Source organism: Exiguobacterium mexicanum (assembly GCF_005960665.1).
Lineage (GTDB): Bacteria > Bacillota > Bacilli > Exiguobacteriales > Exiguobacteriaceae > Exiguobacterium > Exiguobacterium mexicanum_A.
This window is the reverse complement of sequence record NZ_CP040676.1, coordinates 873,141-897,983: the sequence shown is the minus strand read 5'-3', so window position 1 is coordinate 897,983 and position 24,843 is coordinate 873,141. Positions and strand designations below refer to the sequence as shown.

At 51.2% G+C, this 24,843-nt stretch carries 26 protein-coding genes and 1 other annotated feature (1 of these 27 cut by a window edge); of the genes, 11 read left to right on the top strand and 15 right to left on the bottom strand.

The window, feature by feature from the left end:
* Positions 1 to 39: a binding site (T-box leader), on the bottom strand (it extends 159 nt beyond the left edge of the window).
* Between the two features lie 168 nt (positions 40 to 207).
* Positions 208 to 2,673, top strand: coding sequence for a transglycosylase domain-containing protein (locus FED52_RS05035; protein ID WP_138859177.1), 2,466 nt, complete (start codon positions 208 to 210; stop codon positions 2,671 to 2,673).
* 44 nt (positions 2,674 to 2,717) lie between these two features.
* On the opposite strand, the gene acsA is transcribed toward FED52_RS05035, so the two are convergent.
* Entirely contained in the window at positions 2,718 to 4,424 is a 1,707-nt protein-coding gene (acsA, locus tag FED52_RS05030; protein WP_034778256.1) for an acetate--CoA ligase, read from the bottom strand.
* 155 nt (positions 4,425 to 4,579) lie between these two features.
* Here acsA and FED52_RS05025 point away from each other — a divergent pair, with 155 nt between their 5' ends.
* From FED52_RS05025 to FED52_RS05015, 3 genes are read left to right on the top strand one after another with little or no spacing between them, the layout of a single operon-like run.
* Complete coding sequence (locus FED52_RS05025; RefSeq protein WP_138859176.1) at positions 4,580 to 5,209, top strand: GNAT family N-acetyltransferase; 630 nt, start codon at positions 4,580 to 4,582, stop codon at positions 5,207 to 5,209.
* 12 nt (positions 5,210 to 5,221) lie between these two features.
* Complete coding sequence (locus tag FED52_RS05020; RefSeq protein WP_138859175.1) at positions 5,222 to 5,854, top strand: acetoin utilization AcuB family protein; 633 nt, start codon at positions 5,222 to 5,224, stop codon at positions 5,852 to 5,854.
* Positions 5,851 to 7,020: an acetoin utilization protein AcuC gene (locus FED52_RS05015; RefSeq protein WP_138859174.1), complete on the top strand. Its 1,170-nt coding sequence runs from the start codon at positions 5,851 to 5,853 to the stop codon at positions 7,018 to 7,020. The genes FED52_RS05020 and FED52_RS05015 overlap by 4 nt, the downstream gene beginning before the upstream one ends.
* Positions 7,021 to 7,070: 50 nt before the next feature.
* On the opposite strand, the gene ccpA is transcribed toward FED52_RS05015, so the two are convergent.
* From ccpA to FED52_RS04995, 4 genes are all read right to left on the bottom strand, one after another.
* On the bottom strand, positions 7,071 to 8,084 hold the full coding sequence (gene ccpA / locus FED52_RS05010) for a catabolite control protein A (RefSeq protein ID WP_138859173.1): 1,014 nt from the start codon (positions 8,082 to 8,084) through the stop codon (positions 7,071 to 7,073).
* A 126-nt stretch (positions 8,085 to 8,210) separates the two neighbouring features.
* On the bottom strand, positions 8,211 to 9,302 hold the full coding sequence (locus FED52_RS05005) for a bifunctional 3-deoxy-7-phosphoheptulonate synthase/chorismate mutase (RefSeq protein WP_034778264.1): 1,092 nt from the start codon (positions 9,300 to 9,302) through the stop codon (positions 8,211 to 8,213).
* Positions 9,303 to 9,438: 136 nt separating this feature from the next.
* Positions 9,439 to 10,149, bottom strand: a complete 711-nt coding sequence (locus tag FED52_RS05000; protein WP_034778265.1) for a YtxH domain-containing protein — start codon at positions 10,147 to 10,149, stop codon at positions 9,439 to 9,441.
* A gap of 22 nt (positions 10,150 to 10,171) precedes the next feature.
* Complete coding sequence (locus tag FED52_RS04995; RefSeq protein ID WP_138859172.1) at positions 10,172 to 10,696, bottom strand: DUF948 domain-containing protein; 525 nt, start codon at positions 10,694 to 10,696, stop codon at positions 10,172 to 10,174.
* A gap of 172 nt (positions 10,697 to 10,868) precedes the next feature.
* On the opposite strand from FED52_RS04995, the gene FED52_RS04990 reads away from it, so the two are divergent.
* Complete coding sequence (locus FED52_RS04990) at positions 10,869 to 11,981, top strand: aminopeptidase (RefSeq protein WP_138859171.1); 1,113 nt, start codon at positions 10,869 to 10,871, stop codon at positions 11,979 to 11,981.
* Between the two features lie 36 nt (positions 11,982 to 12,017).
* Here the strand turns inward: FED52_RS04990 and FED52_RS04985 are convergent, their stop codons facing one another.
* The 6 genes from FED52_RS04985 to FED52_RS04960 all read right to left on the bottom strand — a co-directional run bounded on the left by FED52_RS04985 (position 12,018) and on the right by FED52_RS04960 (position 16,750).
* Positions 12,018 to 12,470, bottom strand: a complete 453-nt coding sequence (locus tag FED52_RS04985; protein ID WP_034778268.1) for a Dps family protein — start codon at positions 12,468 to 12,470, stop codon at positions 12,018 to 12,020.
* A 102-nt stretch (positions 12,471 to 12,572) separates the two neighbouring features.
* Complete coding sequence (gene murC, locus FED52_RS04980; RefSeq protein ID WP_138859170.1) at positions 12,573 to 13,880, bottom strand: UDP-N-acetylmuramate--L-alanine ligase; 1,308 nt, start codon at positions 13,878 to 13,880, stop codon at positions 12,573 to 12,575.
* 88 nt (positions 13,881 to 13,968) lie between these two features.
* Positions 13,969 to 14,919 carry a hypothetical protein gene (locus FED52_RS04975; RefSeq protein WP_138859169.1) on the bottom strand — a complete coding sequence of 317 codons (951 nt, stop codon included), beginning with the start codon at positions 14,917 to 14,919 and terminating at the stop codon, positions 13,969 to 13,971.
* A gap of 53 nt (positions 14,920 to 14,972) precedes the next feature.
* Positions 14,973 to 15,593 (bottom strand): YtpR family tRNA-binding protein, encoded by a 621-nt coding sequence (gene ytpR / locus FED52_RS04970; protein ID WP_138859168.1) that lies wholly within the window; start codon positions 15,591 to 15,593, stop codon positions 14,973 to 14,975.
* 48 nt (positions 15,594 to 15,641) lie between these two features.
* Positions 15,642 to 16,433, bottom strand: coding sequence for a DUF1444 family protein (locus tag FED52_RS04965; protein WP_138859167.1), 792 nt, complete (start codon positions 16,431 to 16,433; stop codon positions 15,642 to 15,644).
* 5 nt (positions 16,434 to 16,438) lie between these two features.
* Complete coding sequence (locus FED52_RS04960) at positions 16,439 to 16,750, bottom strand: thioredoxin family protein (RefSeq protein WP_034778277.1); 312 nt, start codon at positions 16,748 to 16,750, stop codon at positions 16,439 to 16,441.
* A gap of 114 nt (positions 16,751 to 16,864) precedes the next feature.
* Between FED52_RS04960 and FED52_RS04955 the strand changes: the two genes are divergently transcribed.
* The gene (locus tag FED52_RS04955) at positions 16,865 to 17,197 is read left to right on the top strand and encodes a hypothetical protein (RefSeq protein ID WP_138859166.1); all 333 of its coding nucleotides are present in this window, start codon (positions 16,865 to 16,867) and stop codon (positions 17,195 to 17,197) included.
* Positions 17,198 to 17,247: 50 nt separating this feature from the next.
* Here FED52_RS04955 and FED52_RS04950 read toward each other — a convergent pair whose 3' ends face one another.
* Positions 17,248 to 18,264, bottom strand: a complete 1,017-nt coding sequence (locus tag FED52_RS04950) for a PTS sugar transporter subunit IIC (protein WP_138859165.1) — start codon at positions 18,262 to 18,264, stop codon at positions 17,248 to 17,250.
* Positions 18,265 to 18,465: 201 nt separating this feature from the next.
* Between FED52_RS04950 and FED52_RS04945 the strand changes: the two genes are divergently transcribed.
* A protein-coding gene (locus tag FED52_RS04945) for an IS3 family transposase (RefSeq protein ID WP_138858667.1) occupies positions 18,466 to 19,793 on the top strand; the annotation gives its coding sequence in 2 pieces (ribosomal slippage) (positions 18,466 to 18,865 and positions 18,865 to 19,793; 1,329 coding nt in all).
* 58 nt (positions 19,794 to 19,851) lie between these two features.
* Here the strand turns inward: FED52_RS04945 and FED52_RS04940 are convergent.
* Positions 19,852 to 20,925 (bottom strand): M42 family metallopeptidase, encoded by a 1,074-nt coding sequence (locus FED52_RS04940; RefSeq protein WP_034778279.1) that lies wholly within the window; start codon positions 20,923 to 20,925, stop codon positions 19,852 to 19,854.
* A 136-nt stretch (positions 20,926 to 21,061) separates the two neighbouring features.
* Here FED52_RS04940 and FED52_RS04935 point away from each other — a divergent pair, with 136 nt between their 5' ends.
* From FED52_RS04935 to dhaM, 4 genes are all read left to right on the top strand, one after another.
* Positions 21,062 to 21,364, top strand: coding sequence for a PepSY domain-containing protein (locus tag FED52_RS04935; protein ID WP_021065576.1), 303 nt, complete (start codon positions 21,062 to 21,064; stop codon positions 21,362 to 21,364).
* Between the two features lie 104 nt (positions 21,365 to 21,468).
* On the top strand, positions 21,469 to 22,446 hold the full coding sequence (dhaK, locus tag FED52_RS04930) for a dihydroxyacetone kinase subunit DhaK (RefSeq protein ID WP_138859164.1): 978 nt from the start codon (positions 21,469 to 21,471) through the stop codon (positions 22,444 to 22,446).
* A 24-nt stretch (positions 22,447 to 22,470) separates the two neighbouring features.
* On the top strand, positions 22,471 to 23,061 hold the full coding sequence (dhaL, locus tag FED52_RS04925) for a dihydroxyacetone kinase subunit DhaL (protein WP_138859163.1): 591 nt from the start codon (positions 22,471 to 22,473) through the stop codon (positions 23,059 to 23,061).
* Complete coding sequence (gene dhaM / locus FED52_RS04920) at positions 23,054 to 23,422, top strand: dihydroxyacetone kinase phosphoryl donor subunit DhaM (RefSeq protein ID WP_256440833.1); 369 nt, start codon at positions 23,054 to 23,056, stop codon at positions 23,420 to 23,422. The genes dhaL and dhaM overlap by 8 nt, the downstream gene beginning before the upstream one ends.
* A 24-nt stretch (positions 23,423 to 23,446) precedes the next feature.
* Here dhaM and FED52_RS04915 read toward each other — a convergent pair whose 3' ends face one another.
* Complete coding sequence (locus FED52_RS04915; RefSeq protein ID WP_233004420.1) at positions 23,447 to 23,956, bottom strand: hypothetical protein; 510 nt, start codon at positions 23,954 to 23,956, stop codon at positions 23,447 to 23,449.
* 105 nt (positions 23,957 to 24,061) lie between these two features.
* On the bottom strand, positions 24,062 to 24,709 hold the full coding sequence (gene trmB / locus FED52_RS04910; RefSeq protein WP_138859161.1) for a tRNA (guanosine(46)-N7)-methyltransferase TrmB: 648 nt from the start codon (positions 24,707 to 24,709) through the stop codon (positions 24,062 to 24,064).
* Between the last annotated feature and the right edge of the window lie 134 nt (positions 24,710 to 24,843).

Sequence of the window (24,843 nt, the reverse complement as noted above, 5' to 3'; positions counted from 1 at the left end):
GCGGTCAGTCGACTACTTCGCTTTCTTCGTAGCATCTTTGTTTATGGACTATGCTTTACATTTTATAAGTTCCATTTCCAAATTGTCAACCGAGAATATGGAAACTTGCATCCGGTAGTCGATTCGGGGTAAGGTCAGGAAGGACTTGTGCTATAATCGTATATATTACTGTCAAAAATAGTTTTACACCATATTAAGGAGGCTGTCATGCTGCAAAAGATTCGAGACACATGGAACCAACCAAAGTCCTTGAAAGCCCGCCGTTATGCCAATGTATTTTACGATGTATCGTGGAACGTACTGCTCCTAACGATTATATCGGTCGTTCTCATTGGATTTTTAGGCGCCGGGATCGGAGCGGGTTATTTCGCTTCCCTCGTCAAGGATATGCCGGCACCCGCATATAAGACGATGACGTCGCAAATCAACACCTACTCATCGACTTCTGACATTTATTTTGGAAGCGGTGAACGGATCGGGAACTATACGACGGATGAAGTCCGCGTTCCCGTCGCCGTCGAGAAAGTCTCTCCGTTCGTCGTCGACGCGTTACTCGCCACAGAGGACGTCGAGTTTTACGAACACGATGGTGTCGTGCCGAAAGCGACGCTCCGTGCCATCTTACAGGAAGCGACCGGATCGGAAGACCGGACCGGCGGTTCTACGCTCACACAACAGCTCATCAAAAACCAAATGCTGACGAACGAAGTGTCGTTCGAACGAAAAGCGAAAGAAATTTTACTCGCCCTTCGCCTCGAGAAAGCAATGAACAAAGATGAGATCTTGAACGCGTACTTGAACGTCGTCTCATTCGGACGAAACTCGATGGGACGCAACATCTCAGGGATTGAAGCAGCCGCTCGCGGTGTCTTCAATACATCGGCTGAGAAGTTGACGTTGCCACAAGCCGCTTTCCTCGCCGGGATCCCGAAAAACCCGTTCCTATATACACCGTATTATCAAGGCGGTGTCATTAAAGAGGACGTGTCACCGGCCATCAACCGGATGAAAACGGTACTCAACCGGATGTACGTCGCCGGAAAGATCACGAAAGAAGATTACGACGCTGCGTACAACTACGACATCACGAAAGACTTCATGAAGACACAATCGAAGCCGCGTGATCGCTATCCGTATGTCGTCGATTTAGCCGAACGTGAAGCGCTAGCGATTGTGACCGCACACCTTCTCAAAGAAGATGGAATTAATTTGAACGACCTCGAACCGAGTGAACAGAAAGAAATCCGTTCTAGTTATGGAAAGCGCGCTCACAATGCACTCCGACAAGGCGGATATAAAATCCACTTGACGCTCGATAAAGAAGTTCATGAAGCCATGCAACAACCAGCCAAAAACGCAAATAACTTTGGCCCAAATCAAAATGTGGATGGGAAAAGCTATCCAGAACAAACAGCCGGCGTCATGCTTGAAAACAAGACCGGTCGCGTCCTAGGATTCGTCGGTGGTCGTTACATTAACGGTAAAACTGAAGAGTACAACCATGCCACACAGATGAAACGCCAAATTGGATCGACAGCAAAACCGATTCTTGTCTATGCAAGTGCAATCGAGGCTGGGATGATTACACCGGCGACAACGATTATTGACGAAGAGTATTTCTACAAGTTTGATTATAGTAACCGAAAAGATCCGGTCAACAATGAAGGAAAAACGTATCGCGGCCCCGTCACTGTCCGAGATGCACTCAAACTATCGTTGAACGTTCCCGCCGTCAAAATCTACGAGGAGCGAAATCAGATGTTTGAAGATACACAACATCTTGTAGACATGGGGATCGAAGTGTCGGAAGCGAACCGTAAGGCCTCGTCGATGGCGCTAGGTGTAGGCGAGGTCAGTCCAGTTAACTTGGCTTCAACTTACGCGATGCTAGCCAATTATGGTGAACACGTAAACCCATATTTCGTAGACAAAATTGACTTCCAGGGAGAAACTATCTTCGAAGCGCAACCGGAGAAAAAACGCATCTATTCCGACCGTACCGCTTACCTTGTTGTCGACATGTTGCGTGACGTCTATACGTCCGGAACAGCGACGTACGCGAAGTCACTTTTGAACGCCCCAGGTGATTGGATGGGTAAAACCGGGACAACTCAAAAGAAACGTGATTCTTATATCGTCGGCTCAACACCAGACGTCACACTAGCCGTCTGGTCTGGTTACGATAATCAAACTCTCGAGATGACAGACAAGTATCCGTACGGTCCTTATTACCAACGGACACAACGCATCTGGTCGCAGATTGCGAACCGAGTGTACGCTGACAAGCCAGAAACATTTACAAATGCACGCTTCAACCAACCTTCTAGCGTTTCTGCCGCTGACTTCAAAGATTCTGGCTCATTCTCTGAGAAGAAGAAAGTCGAAGAGAAGAAGAAGGAAGAGGAAGCCAAGAAGAAAGCCGAAGAAGAGGCGAAGAAGAAAGAAGAAGCTGAAGAGAAGAAACAAGAGGCTGAAGAAAAACAAGAAGCTGACGCTGCTGCGAAAGAAAAGGCAGATGCTGAGGCTAAAGCGAAAGCTGAAGCGGAAGCGAAGAAAAAAGCTGAAGCCGACAAGAAGAAAGCTGAAGAAGAAGCTAAAAAGAAAGCCGAGGCTGAGAAAAAGGCTGAGGAAGATAAGAAGAAAGAAGACGCCGAAGCTGCAGACGGCGCCTAAACCGACAAGAAAGGTCGACACATCGCGTGTCGACCTTTTGTCGTTCAATCTTCCATTGTCGATAAGTCTCCTGTCTCAAGGTTCAATTCCCAAGCTTTCAAGACGCGACGCATGATCTTCCCGCTTCGTGTTTTCGGCAGCTTGTCTTTGAATTCAATTTCACGCGGGGCCGCATGGGCCGCGAGCCCTTCTTTGACGAACTTTTGAATCTCCGTCTTCAGCTCGTCTGACGGCTCATAGCCTTTACGGAGCGCGATGAACGCCTTGATAATCTCTCCACGGACCGGATCTGGTTTCCCGATGACACCGGCCTCGGCAACTGCCGGGTGCTCGACGAGACGACTCTCGACTTCGAACGGACCGACCCGTTCGCCTGCCGTCATGATGACGTCATCGACGCGGCCTTGGAACCAGAAGTAACCATCCTCGTCCATATAGGCCGAATCGCCTGAGACGTACCAATCGCCCCAGAAATAGCTCTCATACTTGGCGTCGTTCTTCCAAATCTTCCGCATCATCGACGGCCATGGCGTCTTGAGTGCCAAGTTGCCCATCCGATGTGGCGGGAGCGGTTGACCACGGTCGTCTAAGATGGCCGCTTCACAACCCGGGATGGCTTTCCCCATCGAACCCGGTTTGATATCCATCGTCGGATAGTTACAAATCATCATCGCACCCGTCTCTGTCATCCACCACGTATCATGAATCCGTAACCCGAACGATTCGTTCCCCCAACGAATGACTTCCGGGTTGAGCGGTTCACCGACCGAGAGGATATGGCGGAGAGATGATAGATCATATTTCTCGAACGCTTCTTCGCCGGCACCCATGAGCATCCGGAACGCCGTCGGCGCGCTGTACCAGACGGTGACCCCGAACCGTTCGATGACCGAATACCAGAACTCCGGATTGAATCGTCCCCCGACGATCACATTCGTCGCCCCGTTCAGGAACGGTGCGAAAATCCCGTAGCTCGTGCCCGTCACCCAGCCTGGGTCGGCCGTGCACCAGTAAATATCATCCGGTTGCAAGTCGAGCACCCATTTCCCGGTCATCAAGTGCTGCACCATGGCGTTATGGACATGCAGGACGCCTTTCGGCTTCCCGGTCGACCCTGACGTATAATGCAAGATCATGCCGTCCTCACGGTCGACCCATGTGATGTCGAGGTCAGTCGAAGCTTCAGCCGCCAATTTGCGATAGTCGATGATTTTTCCGGCTTCTTCTACCCCGTCGCCGACGATCAAAATCGTCTCCAAGTGTGGGAGCTGATCGACCGGGATGCGCGGCAAGAGCGCCTCGGTCGTCACGATGACTTTCGCTTCCGAGTCGAGCAGACGGTCGTGAACGGCTTGTTCCATGAACGCCTCGAACAACGGACCGACGATGGCGCCCAATTTAAGTGTGCCTAGCAAAATAAAATAAAGTTCTGGACTCCGCGGCATGAAGATGAAGACGCGGTCGCCTTTCTCCACTCCAACCGATTTCAGAACGTTTCCGGACCGATTGCTTTCTCGTTTCATATCTTCATACGTATAGCGCTCTTCTCGTTCCCCATCGAAATAGAGCAATGCCAGTTTTGTGGCCAGTTCACCTTCGGCGTGACGGTCGATCGCTTCGTACGCCATGTTGACGTTCCCCGTCAAATTCCAAGAAAATAGTGCTTCTGCTTGAGTCCACTCGAACGACTGACAAGCCTCTTCATACGACGCCAATTGATGTTCCCCTGATAACGCTTTCAATTTTTCCATCGCTAAAGATTCGCCTCCCCTGTAATGAATGGTATAACCACCTTCAGTATAGTGTTAACATTGTGACAAATCAATGAATTTCCAAAATCTCCAAAAGAGCGTGAAAGAAGTGGAATGAAAGCGCTATAATAGAAGATGGAAAAGGTGGTGACTCCATGGAAAAACAATATCATTCAAAGGTGTGGGAAACCTCACTCGGAGCCGTAATCATCGATGGACCCATCGAAAGCGATGTACTGGCGACGTATCGCCTCGATGAGGGATTGACCGCATTTCGTGAACCAGAGGACCAACATAAGGCCCTCGCTGAAATCGCTGACTTGAAAGAAGGTCGCATTATCGTGGCCCGCGTCGACGATCTCGTCATCGGCTACGTGACGTATTTATATCCAGACCCGTATGAGCGTTGGAGCGAAGGGAACGACCCTTACATTCTCGAGCTCGGCGCCATCGAAGTGAGTCCGCGCTTCCGCGGTCAACGGATCGGCAAACAGCTGCTCGAAGTGTCGATGATGGATCCACATATGGACGACTTCCTGATTTTGACGACGGAATATTATTGGCACTGGGATCTAAAAGGAAGCGGACTCTCCATTTGGGACTATCGGAAAGTGATGGAGAAGATGATGAACCACGGCGGGCTCGTCTTCTTCCCGACCGACGACCCGGAGATCGCTTCGCACCCGGCCAACTGTCTCATGGCACGGATTGGCAAGAACGTCCGGCAAGAGACGATTGACCACTTCGATTCACTCCGGCTGCGACGCCGGTTCATGTATGACTGAGGAGGGATCTGGATGCTGATTGAACAAATGATGAATCGTCATGTCGTGACGATTCAACCGACCAATACGATTGCCCATGCGGCCAAGCTCATGCGCGACCACAAAGTACGCCATCTCATCGTCACAAATCCGGCCCGTCAAGTCGTCGGAATCGTCGGCCAGTTCGAGATGAGCGGTGCGACGAGTGTGTTCCACCCGGAAAGCGAGAGCGCTGACTTTAAAAACCCCGTCTCGAGCATCATGCGTCAAGATGTGACGACGGCGCACCCGTACGATTTTTTCGAAGACGCGGCCGCCTTGTTTTATGAATATCGTTTGACGTGTCTTCCAATCGTCGAACAAGGAAAGCTCGTCGGCGTGTTGACCGAGACAGATTTATTGCGTTATTTCGTCCAATTGACCGGTGCACTCGAGCCGAGTTCACAAATTGAAATCTTAGTCGAGAATACGACCGGCACGCTTGAAAAAGTGACGCGGCTCCTCGCCAAGACGAACGTGAATATCATAAACGTGTTCGTCCACCCGACGGCCGACCCATATAAACGGATCATCTCGTTCCGCGTGCAGACGATGAATCCGCTCCGCATCATCGAACGGTTGAAGCGTGAGGGCTTCGACGTGCTCGGTCCGGAGATGTCCCCATGAGACCGGCCTACATATTCGGCGAGAACGAGAACTCGTACCGCTTTCACGAAGATCATCCGTTCAATCCGATTCGCCTGGAGCTGACGACGTCTCTCCTCATCGCCTCAGGCAAGCTTCAGGCCTCCGAGTGTATCGCTCCTCCCCTCGCATCGGTCGAGTCGCTCGCGCTCGTGCACGACCTCGATTACATCGAGGCGGTCCAAGCGGCCGCTTCAGGTGAGCTGTCGACGTTGAAAGCGAACAAATTTGGGCTCGGTACTGAAGACACTCCGATTTTCCCAACCATCCATGAAGGGGCGGCCCGGCTCGTCGGGGGGACGATGCACGCCCTTGACTTGGTCGCGAGCGGAAAAGTCGAGCGTGCGTTTCACGTCGGGGGCGGTCTGCATCACGGGATGAGACGAAAAGCGTCAGGTTTTTGTGTCTATAACGATGCGGCCGTCGCCATCGCTCACGTCCGTCAGACGTACGGGTCGCGTGTCTTGTACGTCGATACCGATGCCCACCACGGTGACGGCGTCCAGTGGCTGTTTTATGACGATGCGGATGTGATGACCTTATCCATCCATGAGACCGGCCGCTACTTGTTTCCTGGGACAGGATCGGTCACGGAGCGTGGTAACGGGAACGGCTATGGATACAGTTGGAACGTCCCGGTCGATGCATTTACCCAAGATGATTCTTTCCTGCGCTGTTACGAGACCGTGTTCCGGGAAGCGTGCGAGTGGTTCAAACCGGATATCATCCTGACACAGAACGGCGCCGACGCCCATGCGTTCGACCCGCTGACACACCTCGCCTCGACGATTCGGACGTTCGAACAGATTCCACAAATCGCCTCTCGACTCGCCGATGAGTACACGGAAGGTCGCCTCGTCGCCCTTGGCGGCGGCGGGTATGACTGGTATCGGACGGTGCCGCGCGCCTGGTCCCAAGTATGGGCCGGCCTGACGCGTGAGGCGCCGTATCGTGGTGACATTCCGGTCGAATGGATTGAACAATGGCAGACCAAAGCCGATCAAACGTTGCCGACGCGGTGGGATGACCACACGTACACGTTCCAACACATTCCACGAAAGCAACAAATCGAGGAGAAGAATTGGGAAGTGTCGAAACGCGCCTTTTGGCCGTTCATCTCGAACGATCGCAAATCATTATATGTCTAAAAAAATCCCCTCGTCCGCGGAGTGACTCCGACTGGCGAGGGGATTTTTATTCAGTCTTGACGTACAGAATCGCGACGTTCGATGCGGTGCGGCAAGACGACGTTTTTCTCTTCGATTTCTTCAGCGTTCAAGATTTTCGTCAAGAGACGCATGGCAACGGCACCGATGTCATACATCGGTTGGACGACCGTCGTCAATTTCGGACGAATCATCGTCGCGAGACGCGTGTTATCATGGCCGACGACTTCAAAATCGTTCGGGACCGAGAAACCGGCGTCTTGAATCGCGTGAATGACACCGAGTGCCATCTCATCCGTACCGGCGAAAATCGCTTTCGGGCAATCGTCACGTTCGAGCATCTTCTGCATCGCCTCAAGGCCTGATGCGTACGTGTAATTCCCGAGGACGACGTCACTCTCACGGAACGGGAGTCCGGCGTCGTCAAGGGCACGGCGGTAACCAGAGAATTTCTTCTCGCCATTGATTTGTTGCTCGAGTGGTCCTGTGATGAAGCCAACTTGTTTGTGGCCGTGGCCGATCAACATTTCGGTCGCATCGTACGCTGCCTGCTCGTAATCGATGTTGACCGCCGGAAGGTCATATCCTTGGTTGAGCGTCGCCGCAAGGACGATTGGCACCGGCGACTTCTTGAACTCGTTGACGAGATCTTCATGCAGACGTCCACCCATGAAGATGATGCCGTCGACTTGTTTGCCGAGCAACGTGTTCAACAAATGGATCTCTTTGTCACCGTTCGAGTCCGAGTTTCCGAGAATGATGTTGTACTTGTACATCGTCGCCACGTCTTCAATCCCACGCGCGAGGTCTGCGAAAAAGATGTTCGAGATATCAGGGACGATGACGCCGACCGTCGTCGTCTTCTTGCTGGCGAGTCCGCGGGCGACGGCGTTCGGACGATAACCAAGACGGTCGATGGCGTCCTGAACTTTCTTACGGGTCGTCGGTTTGACGTTCGGGTTTCCGTTGACGACGCGTGAGACGGTTGCCATCGACACCCCGGCTTCTCGTGCGACATCATAGATGGTTACATTATTACTATTCATTAAAACTCCTCCTACAAGCAATGATTTTCAAACGATTTTCAAAAAACGTGTCAAAAAAGGAAGACAGGTATCTGTCATCATTTTACCCTGTCTTCACGCTATATAAAACGTTTCCAATTGGAAAGCTTACTTTTTCACCAAATCAAGTTGAGGGAACTGGGCCGTAAGCCCGTCCACGAATTGATCGAATTGGTCGAAATCGAGTTGTTGCTGGGCATCCGACAAGGCAATCGCCGGATTCGGGTGCACTTCGACCATGACGCCATCGGCTCCGACCGCAAGCGCCGCCTTGGCCGCCGGTAGTAACAAATCACGTCGTCCCGTCGAATGGGTGACATCGACCATGACCGGTAAATGCGTCTCTTGCTTCAAAATCGGTACCGCCGTAATATCGAGCGTGTTGCGTGTCGCCCGCTCATACGTCCGAATCCCGCGTTCGCACAAGATGACTTGGCTATTCCCGCTCGCCATGATGTACTCCGCCGCATAGATGAACTCCTCGATTGTCGCCGCGAGACCGCGTTTCAACAAGACCGGTTTTGAGGTCTTCCCGACTTCTTTCAACAAATCGAAGTTTTGCATGTTACGCGCGCCGACTTGGATGATGTCTACATAAGGGAGTGCCGACTCGACCGCACCTGGTGTCATGATCTCCGAGATGACCCGTAAGTCGTGGCGATCCGCTGCTTGTTTCAACAGCTGCAATCCATCAAACCCAAGTCCTTGGAAATCATATGGGGAGGTTCGAGGCTTATACGCCCCGCCGCGCAAGATTTTGACACCAGACAACGCTAACTTTTCAGCGACAGCATTCACTTGTTCGAATGATTCAACCGCACACGGTCCCGCAATCAATTGCGGACGTCCGTTACCAATCGTGACATCGTCGAGCGTGACAATCGTATCTTCGGCTTGACGCTTTCGCGAGACGAGCAACGTCTTATCCCGGTCTTCTCCTTGAAGCTCGGCCGAGGCTTTGAACATTTCTTTGAACAAGTGCTGCAAGCGAGCCGTCTCGAAAGGACCAGGATTCGATGCCGCAATAAAGTCTAACATTTCTCGTTCGCGGACCGGGTCGTACCGTTCGACGCCTTGCAGACGTTTCACTTTACCGATTTCGACAGCGAGCGTGCCGCGGCGGCTGAGCAAGTCGAGCATCTCACGATTCAACTCATCCATCTCGCGACGTAAACGATTCAATTGATCTTGTGGACTCATAAATACCCTCTCATTTCTAAGCCGTTCTTTCCAGAAACCTAATTATATCGAACTTTAACCGCTTTGTCATAGGGAAATGGGCTAGCGACACAAAATCAACAAAAAAAGCGTCCGGATGGTCCGGACGCTCGATGCATTACTTGTTGCCGTTTTTAAGATCGTTTTTCAAGTCCTTTAATTCTTGTTTCGACTCATCGTCGAGCAAGTCTTTTACAGGGGCTTCGAAATCCGATTCATAGTCTTCTGACTGATCACGGCTGCTTGATGCTTCTTGTTTGTTCGCTGCCGATTTGTTTGTGTTTGCTTTGTTCGCGTTCGGCTTGCTTTCTGATGACTTCGGTTTATCAGATGAGGCATCCGTTTTAGCGTCTGCTTTCGATGAATCGTTTGAGTCGTTCGATTTTTTTGTTTCGCTCGACTGATCTTCTGAAGCGCGGTCGAGTTGTTCTTTCACTTCAGCTTCTGCCTCGGCTACGAGTTGATCGGCTTTCTCCATCGCTTCTTCGATTGACAACTCGTCTTCGTCGACTTGTTGCTTCAATTCGGCTGCTTCACGGGCCTTGTCTTTGACGAGGTTCAAGACAGGCGCTGCTTTATCGCTCGCCACTTTGATCCATTCACCAACGACCGGCTCTGCTTTCTCACGTACTTCTTTCGATTTGACCGTCAATCGCTCACGCGACGTCGCCGTCTTCTCGTCTAAATACGTACGCACTTCACGACCGCTCTTCGGTGATGTGAGGAGTGCCACGGCCGCGCCGATTACGCCGCCAAGAACGACGCCTGCCAAAAATCCACCGCTCGGTTGTTGTTCGTTGTTATATGTTTTGTTCTTGTCGTATGTCATCGTTACTTCCTCCTTGTGATGGTTATGATTTGATTGTATCGTCTGTCGCAATCACCCCTGGTGAGACCGTTGTCGGTTCTTGTTCTTGTTTCCGGTCTCGACGTCCGCGACGACGTGATGGTCGTTCGTCAGAAGAGGTCTCTGTTTTATTTTTCTTAAATAATTCTACAGCGACAGATCCCCATCGTACCGCTTGGGCGATCTGTTCTTTATTTTCGTCTGCTGCCACGTGAACAGAAGAAGAAACCGTCCGTACCGACTCCGTCACTTCGTTGAGCGACGTGCCGAGCTCATCAAGCGCGTGAGCCACTGGTGCGAGCAATTCTGTTTTCTCTTCGACGTTATCTACAAGACGGTTCGTCTTATGTAAGAGCGCCGTCACTTCCATTGTGATTCCGTCTAATTGACGTTCTAAGTTTTCAGTCGTGTTGGCGACGCTGCCGAGTGTCCGATTGACGTTCGACAAGACACGTGCCAAGAAAAATACGAGTACGACAAATGCGAGTGCCGCGATGAGCCCTGCAATGCCTCCTAATGTGATTTCCATGCATCCATTCCTCCTGTTCGATAATGTGGTGTTTTCATTATAGCACCATTATGACTGAAAAGATTTGTCACAACCGTTTTCGCCATCCGGTCTGATTATTCCTTTACCCGTTTTTATGTTTTCGATTACACTAAAATAGAAATAAATTAAAAAAAGTTAAAGGAGTGGACGTATGAGAGATCCAAGAATCACGCAACTCGCCGACGGATTGATCAATTATTCGGTCGAATTGAAGCCAGGGGAACGCGTTCTAATCGAAAATTTTGGTGTCGAGGAGTCGCTCGTCGAAGCGCTTGTCGAGAAGGCGTACGAAGCCGGGGGGCATCCGTTCGTCTTGTTGAAAGAGAGCCGTATTTTGCGTAAGCTCTACAGCGGAGCAAGCCGAGAGCAACTTGAGCTCATGGCCGACATCGAGCGCAAACAAATGCAGGCTATGGACGCCTATATCGGACTTCGGGCCGGTGACAACATTAACGAGTTATCAGACGTTCCGGCCGAGCAACAAAAACTCGTCGGGGCCACCATCGGTAAAATGCATACCGAGGACCGCGTCAAAGGAACGAGATGGGTCGTGCTGCGTTATCCGTCCCCATCGATGGCGCAACTCGCCGGCAAATCGACCGAGGCGTTTGAGGACTTCTATTTCAACGTCTGTACGCTCGATTACCGCAAGATGGACCGGGCTATGGACGCCCTCGTCACGCTCATGAACGAGACCGACCGTGTCATGATCAAAGGGCCAGGAACGGACCTCAGCTTTTCAATCAAAGACATCCCGGCCATCAAGTGTTCGGGTCAGATGAACATCCCGGACGGTGAAGTGTTCACAGCGCCGGTCAAAGACTCGATTAATGGCGTCATCACGTATAACACGCCATCTCCATATCATGGCTTCACCTTCGAGAACGTGTCGTTGACGTTCCAAGACGGAAAAATTGTCAACGCAACCGCGAACGACACCGACCGAATCAATGACGTGTTCAATACGGATGAAGGCGCACGCTACGTCGGCGAATTCGCCATCGGCGTCAACCCGTACATCCAACACCCGATGAAAGATATCTTGTTCGATGAGAAAATCGACGGCAGCTTCCACTTCACACCAGGCCAGGCGTATGACGACGCCTATAACGGGAACGACTCTTCAATCCACTGGGATCTCGTCAACATACAACGACCTGATTATGGCGGCGGCGAGATTTGGTTCGATGACGTATTGATTCGCAAGGACGGACGCTTTGTCGTCGACTCGCTCTTACCACTCAATCCAGAAAATCTAAAATAAAAAACAGGCGTGCCGATTGCGGCACGCTTGTTTTCATTACAGCTTCGTCTTTTTGCCGAGCGCTGCCGACATCATCCAAATCTCTTTCTCGAGTCGCTCGATATGAGAGACGAACGTGTCTTCGATTGCTTCGTCCCCGTCTTCGAAGTTTTCCATCGCGTCTTGCATCTCTTGACGGATCTGTTTGAAGTCACTGATCACGTCCTTGATCATTTGATCGGTATCCGCATGGCGATCCCCTTCTTGCAACGTCGAATGTTCGAGATATTCTTTCATCGTCGCATAGGGTTCGCCGTCATTCATCAAGAGCCGCTCCGCCACGTCATCGTACAGTTCAGCGACGAGGTTATACAGTTCCTCCAACTTTTCATGGTACGTGAAGAAGTGAGGTCCGCTAATGTACCAGTGGTAGTTATGCAGTTTGACGAATAAGAGGCCATAGTTGGCCACCTCTTTGTTCAATGTACTCAATGCGCCTTGGCTTGCCATCCTTAACATCTCCTTTTCCAAATTCAGTCGCTAATACTATTACCGTCTTGACTTGATGTTAAACACAAAAAAAGCGAACGGCATCAGCCATTCGCTCTCGATTCACGCTTCGAGTTGGACGTGATTCTCGTATTCACGTTGGTACGTTTGAATGTCTCCGGCTCCCATGAACAGGAGAACCGCGTCTTTATGTTGACTTAAGACACTGACCCCGCCCCGCTTCAAGACGTTCGCGCCTTCGATACGCGATTGCAAGTCTTCGATCGTGACAGTACCTTCTTGTTCGCGAGCCGAACCGAAGATGTCACACAAGTACACCACGTCCGCTTCGGCTAATGCCGAAGCAAAATCATCCATGAATGATTTCAGGCGTGTATACGTGTGTGGTTGGAAGATGGCTACAACTTCACGGCCGGCGTATTTTTTACGTGCCGCTTCGACTGTCGCGCTGATTTCCCGTGGATGGTGGGCATAATCATCCACTAACACTTGGTTTCCGAGCGTCGATTCGCTGAAACGACGTTTCACGCCGTTAAACGTCTCGAGGCGGTCTTTAACCAATTCTTTCGGTAAGTTCTCATAGTCACACGTCGCGATGACGGCAAGGGCATTCAAGACGCTGTGGTTGCCATATCCCGGAATGCGGAACGTCCCATAGAAGTCGTCACGCAAGTAAACGTCAAACGTTGTTCCGTTGTCCGTCGAGTTCACGTTCTCGGCACGGAAGTCGTTATGGGCACCGAAACCGTAATAGACGATTGGCACGTTTGCTTGAATGTGTTGCAGGTTCTCATCATCGCCACAAGCGATGATGCCTTTTTTCACTTGCTTCGCCATTTCTTGGAACGCATCGATGACGTCATCGAGACCCGAGAAATAATCCGAGTGATCGAAGTCGATGTTCGTCATGATAGCGTAGTCTGGACGATAGTATAAGAAGTGACGCTTGTACTCACATGCTTCGAAGACAAAATTCTTCGAGTCTTCGACCCCTTCTCCTGTGCCATCGCCAATCAAGAACGACGTCGGCTCGATGCCGCGCATGACGTGAGCCAACAGACCTGTCGTCGATGTCTTACCATGAGATCCCGTAATGGCGACACTCGTGTAGTGGTCGGCCAATTCGCCGAGAAACTCATAGTATTTGTATATCGTCAATCCGAGCTCGCGCGCTCGAACGACTTCAGGGTGATCGTCAGCGAAGGCGTTGCCCTGTACGACGATTTGCCCTTCGGTAATATTTTCAGGATCAAACGGAAGGATTTCAATTCCTTTGCGATTCAATGCTTCTTCAGTAAAAAATGCTTTGTCAACGTCCGAACCTCGGACCTCATTGTTCATGTCATTTAAAATTTGAGCTAAAGGACTCATGCCCGTTCCTTTAATTCCGACGAAGTGATAACGGTTCATCTGTAAATAGCCCCCCTAATTCATTGCGGTCTGTTGAAAAAATGCGACAAACCTTTGTCATTATAGCAAAACTCCAGGAGTCATGCTATTACAGATTATTGTTTTTTTTCGCCAAACGACGACTCTTATACATCGCCATCCGGTCTTGCGGTGTCATCATGACATTGAGCGGAGGGCCTTCCGCTTTATACGAGACGCTCATCGCAGGCGTCAACTCTTCTTCGTCAGACACTTCAATCGGTTCATCAGTCTGTAATGTTTTCGCAACATCTTCGACAACCGGGGCCCCCGTCTCAACCGGCACATCGAGCGAAACGTCCTCTTCGGTCACGTCTTGCTTTTCTTCCCGGACGGCAATCTTCGATGATTTCAAATCGGTCGAACCCATGAACACAGAGGCGAACCCGCTCTCTACAATCGAGACTTCCCCGAGGAGCGGTTTAGTATCTTGTTCAGCTGTCTCGTCTTCAGAGAGGAGCGGGCTTTCCTCGATCGTTTCCGTGGAAATAATCGTCTCTTCGCTTGGCGTATCCGCGTGCTCGGACACCATTTCCTCAAGCGTCTCCGCTGATGGCGATTCGTCCGCTGTGACATCGAGGTCAGGCTGTGACGTCGGCGCATCATCGACGATTGGCACGGATTTGTCTACTGAATCAACTACAGCTTCATCCACTGATTCCATCACGGATTCGTCTACTGACTCCACCACCGGTTCATCTACGGAATTAATTACCGGTTCGTTCTTAGGCTCAGCCTCTACGCTTGGCGGCACCGCTTCTGACACTTCCTCTACCGGGACGGCCACTCGCTTTGCTTGGCGGATCGCTGAATCGTCACGCGTCTCCGGAGAATGTTCAGTCGGCAGAATGATTTTTGGTTTCGGTCGGGCGTATCCATAAATCGGAGATGGCACATCCGACGGTACAAATTCATTCTTCGGCCCGGGCTTCGGTGCAGGCGCACCTTTCTTCCCTTCCTGGGATAGTTCGCGTCGAATTCGGTCTGCTTGTTGTTTTAATGAACGTTCATATGCATCCATACTTGATTCCTCGCTTTTTCACTCAATCCTATTTAGCAAAAAATCGGTCGAATTTAGCGACCGATTTCAAATGCTTTCCCTACTTCATATTCGTCATCCAATACGAGAATCCCTTTTTCTTGCGGTGCATCAGGTAAGTTCAATTCTCGCGCTGAACAAATCATCCCATGTGAACTTTCACCTCGTAACTTCGATGGACGAATGATTAAACCAGACGGCATGACCGCTCCCGGTTTCGCGACGACGACTTTTTGGCCGGCCGCGACGTTCGGTGCGCCGCAGACAATCTGGACATCACCTTGATCGGTCTCAACTTGACAGATCGACAATTTGTCCGCATCCGGGTGCTTCTCAGCTTCTTTGACGTAGCCAACGACAAATTTTGGGGTGAAGTCCACGCCCGAAAGCTCGGCTTCGATATTTTGTTTACGCAAGATGACGCCGAGCGTCTCAATCAACTCGGCCGTCAACTCGACCGGCCCGTGCCAGTCGCTGACGTCAAAATAATTACTGGCATTGAAGATGTTATAGCCATTGACTTTTCCCGTCGTCGATTTGACGATGGCGACATCATCTTTCCGTTCAACGACTTGGTGGTGGCGATCGCCTTCTCTTAACAAGACCATGAGGACATCGCCGATTCCTTCACGGTTATAAAAAGCATTGATTTGCATACGTAAAAACGCCCCTTCTTTCAAACTAGACACAACTAGTTTAGCAGATTATGCGTCCGTTGGTGGGTTCTTTTTTCCGACAATGAAAATTGGTTCGAGAACGCCGTCCTCATAATGGAAAGAAAGAGCCGTCACCGGAATCCGCCCATTCGTGAAAAAGTCGAACATGAGCTGTTGCATCGCATCATAACCTTGATCGTTGCGGATGTCCGCGATGATCATCACGTCCTGGTGCGGTACCCCGACGAGCATATCGCCTTCGATACGGCGCTCCATGACCCGCAAAAACTCATCATTTAAAATCCGTGACGCTTCATACCCGTCCCGAGCAGCCAGAAAATAGAACGTATTCCCGGCCACGGTATCTTCTTTTAAATCGGTCGGCAACTTCTTGACGTTGTCCCGTGCCAATTCGTCAAGACGCGTCAAAGGCATCCCGTCCAAATGCCGCTCTTCGATCAAGCGATAGCCGTTGCCCAAATCGAGTGCATAAAAGACAGCCGTCTCAGCTGTATGTGGCGTCATCGCGAGTGCTTCCCCACGCTTCGTCTCCGTCGAGAACGAGGCCGAACGGATGACGGGATAAATGTTGACTTCATTGCCAGCGAGTGTGACCGCATCGTCGGCCGAGAGCGCTGTCTCGATGTAGTCGACGACCTCTTCAATGGCGACCTCTCCCCGAACTTTCGCTTTCGCTACGAGCGGGGCGAGACGGATGTTGACGCCGAACCGGTCCGTGGACCGCTCGATGCGCAACACCTCGTTCTCACGGTCATACGAGGTCCGGTACCCTTCCGTAAACCGGCGTTCGAGATGGCGACGTAATTCATTCCGTTCCATCTAGCTCACCCTAACCCATGAAGGAAGGCTTCGACTTGCTCAGGAGTCTTCCGTTCGCGTCCGACATAGCGGTCGACTTCTTGTCCGCCGTTGAAGGCGACAAAGCTCGGAATCCCAAAAATGTCGAGCTCTTGTGCGAGCTCCATCCAGTCGTCACGATCGACGTAGTAAAACGTCCAATCCTCGAACTTCGCTTCGATGTCTGGCATGAACGGATCGAGGAAACGGCAATCACCGCACCACGTCGCTGAAAACATCAAGATGCTCTTCCCTTGTTTTGCTTCTGTATACTCGTTCATCGTTGTCAATTGTTTCATGTTCACCACTCCTGTTCTTTTTTCCCCATTCATGATAGCATAAGTCCGTTGTCACATTCCGCTTTCATGTTTTATGATCATCGGGAGCGAAGACTACGTGAAAAAGGTGAAGTCATGACAAAATGGACACGTGAACAGTTGAATCCAGAAATGAAACATCCGCTCGAGCAACTCGTCGGCGTCATCGGCATGCTGGCGATTCTGCGCTACGGCTACTTGTTCATCGATACGGACAAGACGCGAGGCGAGATTTTAGTATGGCTCGTCGTCGGGTTCGCCGTGATTTACATACTCGAACGGGTCGGCAAGCGTCTTGTGCGCAGGCTGCCCATCATTCGAAAACGGTTTTTACTCCCCGTCTATGTCGTCTTGCTCGTCTTATTCTTGGCGAGCTTCCGCGTCCCTCGTGAAACCGTCGAGACCGTCCGAACTCTTTTCGGTTGGTGAACGAAAGAGAGCGTCCCGCTTATTCGCCGGGACGCTCTCTTTCGTGTCGCTCAATATTCGATTTTCATATCGTTCGGCCGAATCCGATTGATCCGGACCAACACTTGATAGACCGCATAACTGAGCACTGCCGGACCGACAATCAAAAAGCCGAAGACGACGATGAACATGTGCCAACTGAAGCCCATCGTCTCGAGCATGACAATCGGACCGACGAGTCCGCTCGTCCCCATCCCGGCACCAGCCGCGACGCTCTCGAGCTCGAACAACAGAATCGCGATCGGGGCGAGCACCGCCCCCGCTATCGTCGGCGGCAACAAGATCCAAGGATTCTTCACGATATTGCCGACTTGAAGCATCGAAGTACCAATCCCTTGGGCGATTGCACCGCCGATGCCATTGTCCCGATAACTCGTGATTGCAAAGCCAACCATCTGGGCGGCGCAGCCAACCGTCGCCGCGCCTGCCGCGATGCCACTCAAGCCGAGCATGAGCGCGATGGCCGCACTCGAGATCGGTGCCGTGAGCGCGAGTCCCATCAGTGTCGCGACGACGACGCCCATGAACAAAGGCTGTTGTTCCGTGCCCCACTCGATCCACGTCCCGAGCTGTGTCATGAACAAGCCGACATACTTACCGATATACGTTGCAGCCAAATAACCGACGCCAATGGTCGTGAACGGTGTGACCAAAATATCAAGTTTCGTCGATTTCGAGACGAGTTTGGATACCTCGACAGCGAGCAACGTCGCCACATAACTGCCGGCTGGCCCGAACTCGTAACCGAACGCCCCGACGACGAGCGCCGAGAACAAGATGAGCGGCGGTGCTTGAAGCGCATAGGCGATTGCAACCCCGATGGCCGGACCGGTCAAGCCGATGGCCACATCACCAATCTCGATGAGCGTCGACCCGAAACCGGACAGACTCGTTTCGAGCAATTGCCCACCCGCCGTCTTCATGATCAAGCCGATGATGAGCGTACTGAATAAGCCGAGTGCCATATAACTGAGTGCCGTCACAAAATAAAGCGACGGACTGAGCGTGATCCCTTTTTTCTTAAACATGGAAACCCCTCTTTCCTGTCTTGTCAGTCGTAAAGTTTCTGTCTTCACACTTTTATCAGTATAAGCGTTTCTCGGGAAATTTCAATATAAAAAACGCCACTACACGAGTAAACTGTACCCTGAGTAGTAGACACTAAAAAAAAGTCTACTGCTCAGGGTTTTTGTGTACACTGGACTAAATCATATTGGGAGTGAATTCGAGTGTCGAAGAAGATATTTACGTCAAAAGAAATAGATGCGCTAGCCGCAAATCCTTACGTTAAATCTGTGAGCCCGAAAGGGATCACGTATACCGATGAGTTTAAGGAACTTTTTATAGCACAGACGTTGGAAGGAAAGTTCCCTGTGGAAATCTTCCGGGGATGTGGATTCGATGTGGAGGTACTCGGTGAACGGCGTATGAGTTCTTGTAAAAATCGTTGGACACGAGCTTACCGAAAAGATGGGGTAATGGGGCTGCGCGATACACGATCAAGTAATTCAGGACGTTGGAGAGATAAAGAGCTGTCGACAGAAGAACGGTACGCGAAGCTCGAGGCCGAAAACAAACTGTTGAAAGCAGAGGTCGAACTATTAAAGGAGATCCGCCTGGCGGAAGGGAGAGGAAAGCTGGACTTAACGCATCGCAAAAGTATGAGCTGATTCAAGGTGTCATCATCAAGCACAAAATGAAGGGGATGGTCAGCCATCTCTGCCAGGTGGCCGGGGTGTCACGTCAGGGATACCACGCCTATTTCTCGGAACGGAGGAGACAGACCAGACAGGAGCGCGAATCGAAAGACGTGGCTCTTCGTGACCTCGTTCTGAAGGCGTTCCACTTCAAGAAGCGCAAGAAGGGTGCTAGGCAGATCAAGATGGTGCTGTCTGGTCATTTCGGTGTGACGATGAACCTGAAGTGTATCCGACGTATCATGCGGAAATACAACATCGTGTGTCCAATCCGCAAGGCGAAGCCATACAAACGGCTCATTAAGGCGACGGCCGAGCACCGGGTGGTGCCGAATCGCCTCAAACGCGAATTCAAACAGGGCACTCCCTACAAGGTGCTTCTCACCGATATCACCTACATATTTTACGGGAACGGTAAGCGAGCCTATCTTTCGACCATCGTGGACGGTTCGACCAATGAGGTACTGGCGCATCAACTCTCTGAGAACATCAATCTCGACATTGTATTGGATACGTTGAAGCGTTTACGGAAGAACCGGAGGATTCGCTTGGACAAGGACGCATTCATCCATTCAGATCAAGGAGGGCACTACACGAGCCCGACCTATCAGAAAGAGGTGAAGCGTATGAAGCTAGGTCAATCCATGTCCCGACGGGGCAACTGTTGGGATAACGCTGTCCAGGAATCATTCTTTGGACATTTCAAGGATATCGTCGAGTTAAAGGCCTGTACCACGTTCGATTCACTACAGCGTGAAATCCGAAAAACCATTAACTATTACAACCATCATCGTTATCAATGGAACATGAAAAAGATGACTCCCGTACAGTACAGGAATCATCTCCTTGAATCAGCATAAGTTTTTTTATTAATGTCCTTTACAAGGGGTACAGATTAGAGTGACGTTCTCCCTACCTTTAGCGTGAAGCTCGAAGCGTCTCCATCGTCGAACGATCGAGTCGTTTGACAAGCGCCTTGAGTAGCGCTTTCGCCGCATCATAGTCGTCCGTATGCAGAATCGAGGCGTGTGTATGGATGTAACGCGCCGCGACACCGATCACGGCCGTCGGGACCCCTTCCCCGCTCATATGGATGCGGCCTGCGTCCGTTCCACCTGGCGAGACGAAGTACTGCGTTTTGATGTTTTCATCAGACGCCGTGTCGAGTAAGAAGTCACGCATCTCTGGAGACATGACCATGACCCGGTCAAGGATTCGGATGAGCGCCCCTTCCCCGAGTTGGCCGAACTCCGTCTTATTGCCAGACGCATCGTTAGCCGGTGACGCATCGAGAACGAGCGCGACGTCCGGACGAATCATTTCGGCTGCCGTTTGCGCTCCACGGAGTCCGACTTCTTCTTGGACAGTCGCACCCGAGAACAAGATGTTCGGATGATCGGCTTTTGTCGTCTCTTCGAGCAACTCGACCGCCAGACCAACCCCATAACGGTTATCCCATGCTTTGGCCATAATCTTTTTCGGATGTTTGAGCGGCGTGAAGTCGCTTGTCGGCACAGCCGGAAGACCCGGACGGACACCCCATGACTCGGCTTCTTCTTTCGTATCGGCGCCAATGTCGATAAACATCTGTTTCATGTCCATCGGTTTACTCATTGCGTCCGGTCCGAGCAGGTGCGGAGGTGTCGATGCGACGACGCCCGGAATCAATCCATCGTTCGTCACGATATCAAACCGTTGCGCCATGAGCACTTGGCTCCACCATCCACCGAGCGGCTGTATGTATAGCATCCCGTTTTCTGTGATCCGGGTGACCATGAACGCGACTTCGTCCATATGTCCAGCGACCATGATGCGTGGTCCCGCCTCGTCCCCGACCCGTTTCCCAAAGATTGAGCCGATACCGTCCGTCATGACTTCATCGACATGCGGTGTGATTCGGTCACGAACAAACTGACGAACCTCTGATTCGAATCCAGGTGCGCCCGGAAGTTCTGTCAACGTCTTGAATAAGTCTCTCGTTTTTTGTTCCATTTCCAACCATCCCTTCAACCGTTCTTGTTTCATTATATACAGAACTTTTCGGCAGATGCGAATGGTTTTCGTTCCAATGGGGTACAGGTTTTGGTACGATGTACATGATAGCCATAGTTCAAGGGGAGGTAGTCATATGAAGAAAAGGTATTGGTTAGTTGGGATCGGGGTTGCCATCGCGGCCGCACTTATGACGAAAAAAGTGTTAGATGAACGAAGCTTATCGGCCGAGGACGCGCTCGAGTACACGAAACGGGCATTCTCAGCCAAAGGTCACGTTCAAGGCGCATGGATCTCGGCATCACCTGAGATTTACACGTATGACGGACGTGAGTATGACGTCTTTAAAGGCGGCATCTCGGTTCTCGAGAACGACGAAGAGAAGACGTACCAATTTACAGTCGATTCAGAGACTGGCGCTTTACTTGAATATGCATGATGTGGGGTCGGCGATGACATTCGCCGACTTTTTTTGTTTAATTTGGGCGAAAGAGTGGAAAATTGAATATGGTACTTTTCAAACTCAAAAAGGAGTGATCCCACGTGAAGAAACTGATCGGTGAAGCAACCGAGCTCGTGTCACAAATGGTCGAAGGAATGGTCCATGCCCATCCTGAACTGTACGGTCGTGTGGAAGGTTTCAACGTCATCTGTCGTGCTGACGGGGCCAAGTCCGGAAAAGTCGGACTCGTCTCGGGTGGAGGCAGCGGTCATGAACCGGCCCACGCTGGTTATGTAGGTGACGGGATGCTCGATGCCGCTGTATGCGGTGAAGTGTTCACGTCCCCGACCCCGGACATGGTGCTCGAAGGCATCAAGGCGGCCGATGGAGGAAACGGGGTATTACTCGTCGTCAAAAACTATGCCGGTGACGTCATGAACTTCGAGCTCGCCGCCGAACTTGCGGACGCCGAAGGAATTAAAGTCGACCACGTCGTCGTCGCAGACGATGTCGCCATCTCGAACAAGGAAGACCGCCGCGGTGTTGCCGGTACCGTGTTTGTGCATAAAATCGCCGGTGCGGCCGCAGCGAGCGGGAAATCACTCGCCGAAGTGAAAGCGCTTGCGGAGAAGGTCGCGGCAAACGTTCGCTCGATGGGTATGGCTGTCGAACCTTGTTACATGCCGGTGAGCGGCAAGCCAGGTTTTGATTTGAATGAAGAAGAGATGGAAATCGGCATCGGGATTCACGGGGAGCGCGGCGTCGAACGGAAGTCGACGACGAACGTCGATGCCATCGTGGATGACCTGCTCGACCACTTGAAAAAAGAAGTGAGTCCTGGCGAAGTTGCCGTTATGGTCAACGGTATGGGCGGTACGCCCTTGTCTGAATTGTACGTGACGTATCACTTTGTCGCGAAAAAATTAGAAGATGCCGGCTACACGTTGAAACGGAAATACGTCGGCAACTATATGACATCCCTCGAGATGCACGGGTTCTCGATCACGCTCTTGCCGCTCGACGAAGAAATGACGGGTTATCTCGATGCACCGTCGGCGGCACTCGGTTTCAAACTCTAATCCAATGAATGAGGTGTTTATGCAATGTTGACGATTGATGGGTTCAAGCAAGCATTACGACACGCCCAATCCGAGATTGAGGCGAACAAGGATACACTGACCGACCTCGACCGCGCCATCGGTGACGGAGACCACGGTATCAATATGTCGCGCGGCTTTGAAGCGGTCGTCGCCGTACTCGATGACGACTATGCCAGCCTTGGCGACTTGAGCAAGAAAGTCGGGATGACGCTCATGTCGAAAGTCGGCGGCGCAGCCGGTCCACTATACGGGTCGGCATTCGTCAAGGCTGCACCTAAGTTTGGTGACGCGACTGAGGCCGATTTCACGCTCGTTAAAGAAGCGCTTCTTGAGGCGTCGACAGCGATCAAGGCGCGCGGGAAGTCAGAAGTTGGCCAGAAGACAATGGTCGATGTGTGGGAACCGTTCTTGTCTGACTTGAGCGAGGCTGACGATTTTGATGCCAAACTCGACCGCCTCGTCGGCGAGACCGAAGATATGATCGCCACGAAAGGACGGGCATCTTATTTCGGTGAAAACTCACGCGGCACGGTCGACCCTGGCGCACTCTCGAGTTCCATCGTGTTGAAAGCGATTATGAAGGAGGTTGAGTGACATCGTAGAGCTCATCATCGTATCCCATAGCGCTAAAATCGCTGAAGGGATTCAAGACTTGATGAAAGAGATGGCCCCCGCCGTTCCGATCCATTTAGCGAGCGGGCTTGAGGACGGCAGCATCGGGACAGATGTGACCCGTATCCTCGAGGCAATCGAGGCCGTCGACAAAGAAGCGCTCATCTTATCCGATATCGGTTCGGCCACGATGAACGCAGAACTCGCTGTCGATATGTATGAAGGCGATAAAACGATTCAGTTCTATGACGGTCCGATCGTCGAGAGTGCCTTCGTCGCTTCCGTCTCATCCGGTAACGGCATGGATGTCGCTCAAATCGTCGAACAATTGAAAATGGCATAAAAAAAGAGCCTCGCGGCTCTTTTTTTAACGTGGGTTATCGTTTTTCTCATAAATCGGGTTCATGAACTCAGTCGTCGAGTAGAAACGTGGAACAACCACGAACAAGATGACTACCGGGATCGCGATTAAGAGTAGCAAAATCAACACAGGCAACCAATAGACAATTTGTTGTCCGAGCATGTCGATGTTCGCATCCGCAAATTCAGTCGCGCCTTCGACTTCTGCGAGGTCAGCTGTTGCGAGGATTTTGTTGTCCGTCGCATCATAGTAATGGAACTCGGTCTTACGTGTGATGAAGATGCCGTCACGGACCGTATCAATTTCAACGACCGCCGCAATGACTTCATTGCCATTCGAATGACGGAGCGTCTCTTCTTTTACGATTTCAGCCGTTCCTTCTTTGTAGTCATAATGCGTGGCTTTCAGATCCTCTTCAAGGGCGTCCAAGAACGCCTCGTTTGCCGAGGTATTAAGTGGTGCGATTGTTAGAATGAAGATTAGTGCAAGCAGGCTTGCCCATGCTTTTTTCAACATCCCCATGTTCCCCCTTCTCTAATTCCAGTTTAGCGTCATTCCTATTGTACCAAGAAGAAAGAAAAAAGTGTGAAGAAAATGCTATTAAAATAAGAAAAAAGCGTGTCAAATTTTCGGACGGAAAGCTGCCTCCATCCGATAAATCGGTTGTCCCATGGCGCTGAAGCGCTCTTCGTACTCGGTGCGCACGTTATCCGCCGGTTCGTTCGCATGAAGATCAAGTGAAATATCTGTGAAGTACATGCCGTATTGGCTCATGCTTTCGAGCGAATATTCGAATAACCCCCGGTTATCCGTCTTGAAATGAATCTCGCCTCCGCGTGGCAACACAGCCTCGTATGTGGCGAGGAACGTTTTATACGTCAAACGACGTTTCGCATGGCGTGTCTTCGGCCATGGATCGGAGAAATTCAAATAGACGCGATCGACTTCACCGGCTTCGAAGTAGTCGACGAGTTGCTTGGCATCAACAGTCAACACGCGGACGTTTGGCATCGGTGTCTCGACGAGCTTTTGCACGATCGATACGGCGACGCTCTCGAATAACTCGATGGCGATGAAGTTGACGTCCGGGAACTGTTGGGCCATCCCTAAAATGAATTGCCCTTTCCCCGAACCGACCTCGATGAAGAGCGGATTGTCGTTCTTAAATTCTGCTTTCCAGTTCCCTTTTAACGTTTCGGGATGAGTGATAAAGACGTGTTCTTGAGCTTCCATATATTCTTTGGCCCAAGGTTTGTGACGTAAACGCATGTTTTTCCAACCTTTCGTTCAAGAAATGTTCAAGTTTATGCTGACTAGTCGCTTCGTGCGAGCAGTCCCCTTGCGATTATACACGAAATCATTGTTTAATGAACATGAATCATCCTTCACAAGGAGGTTATATC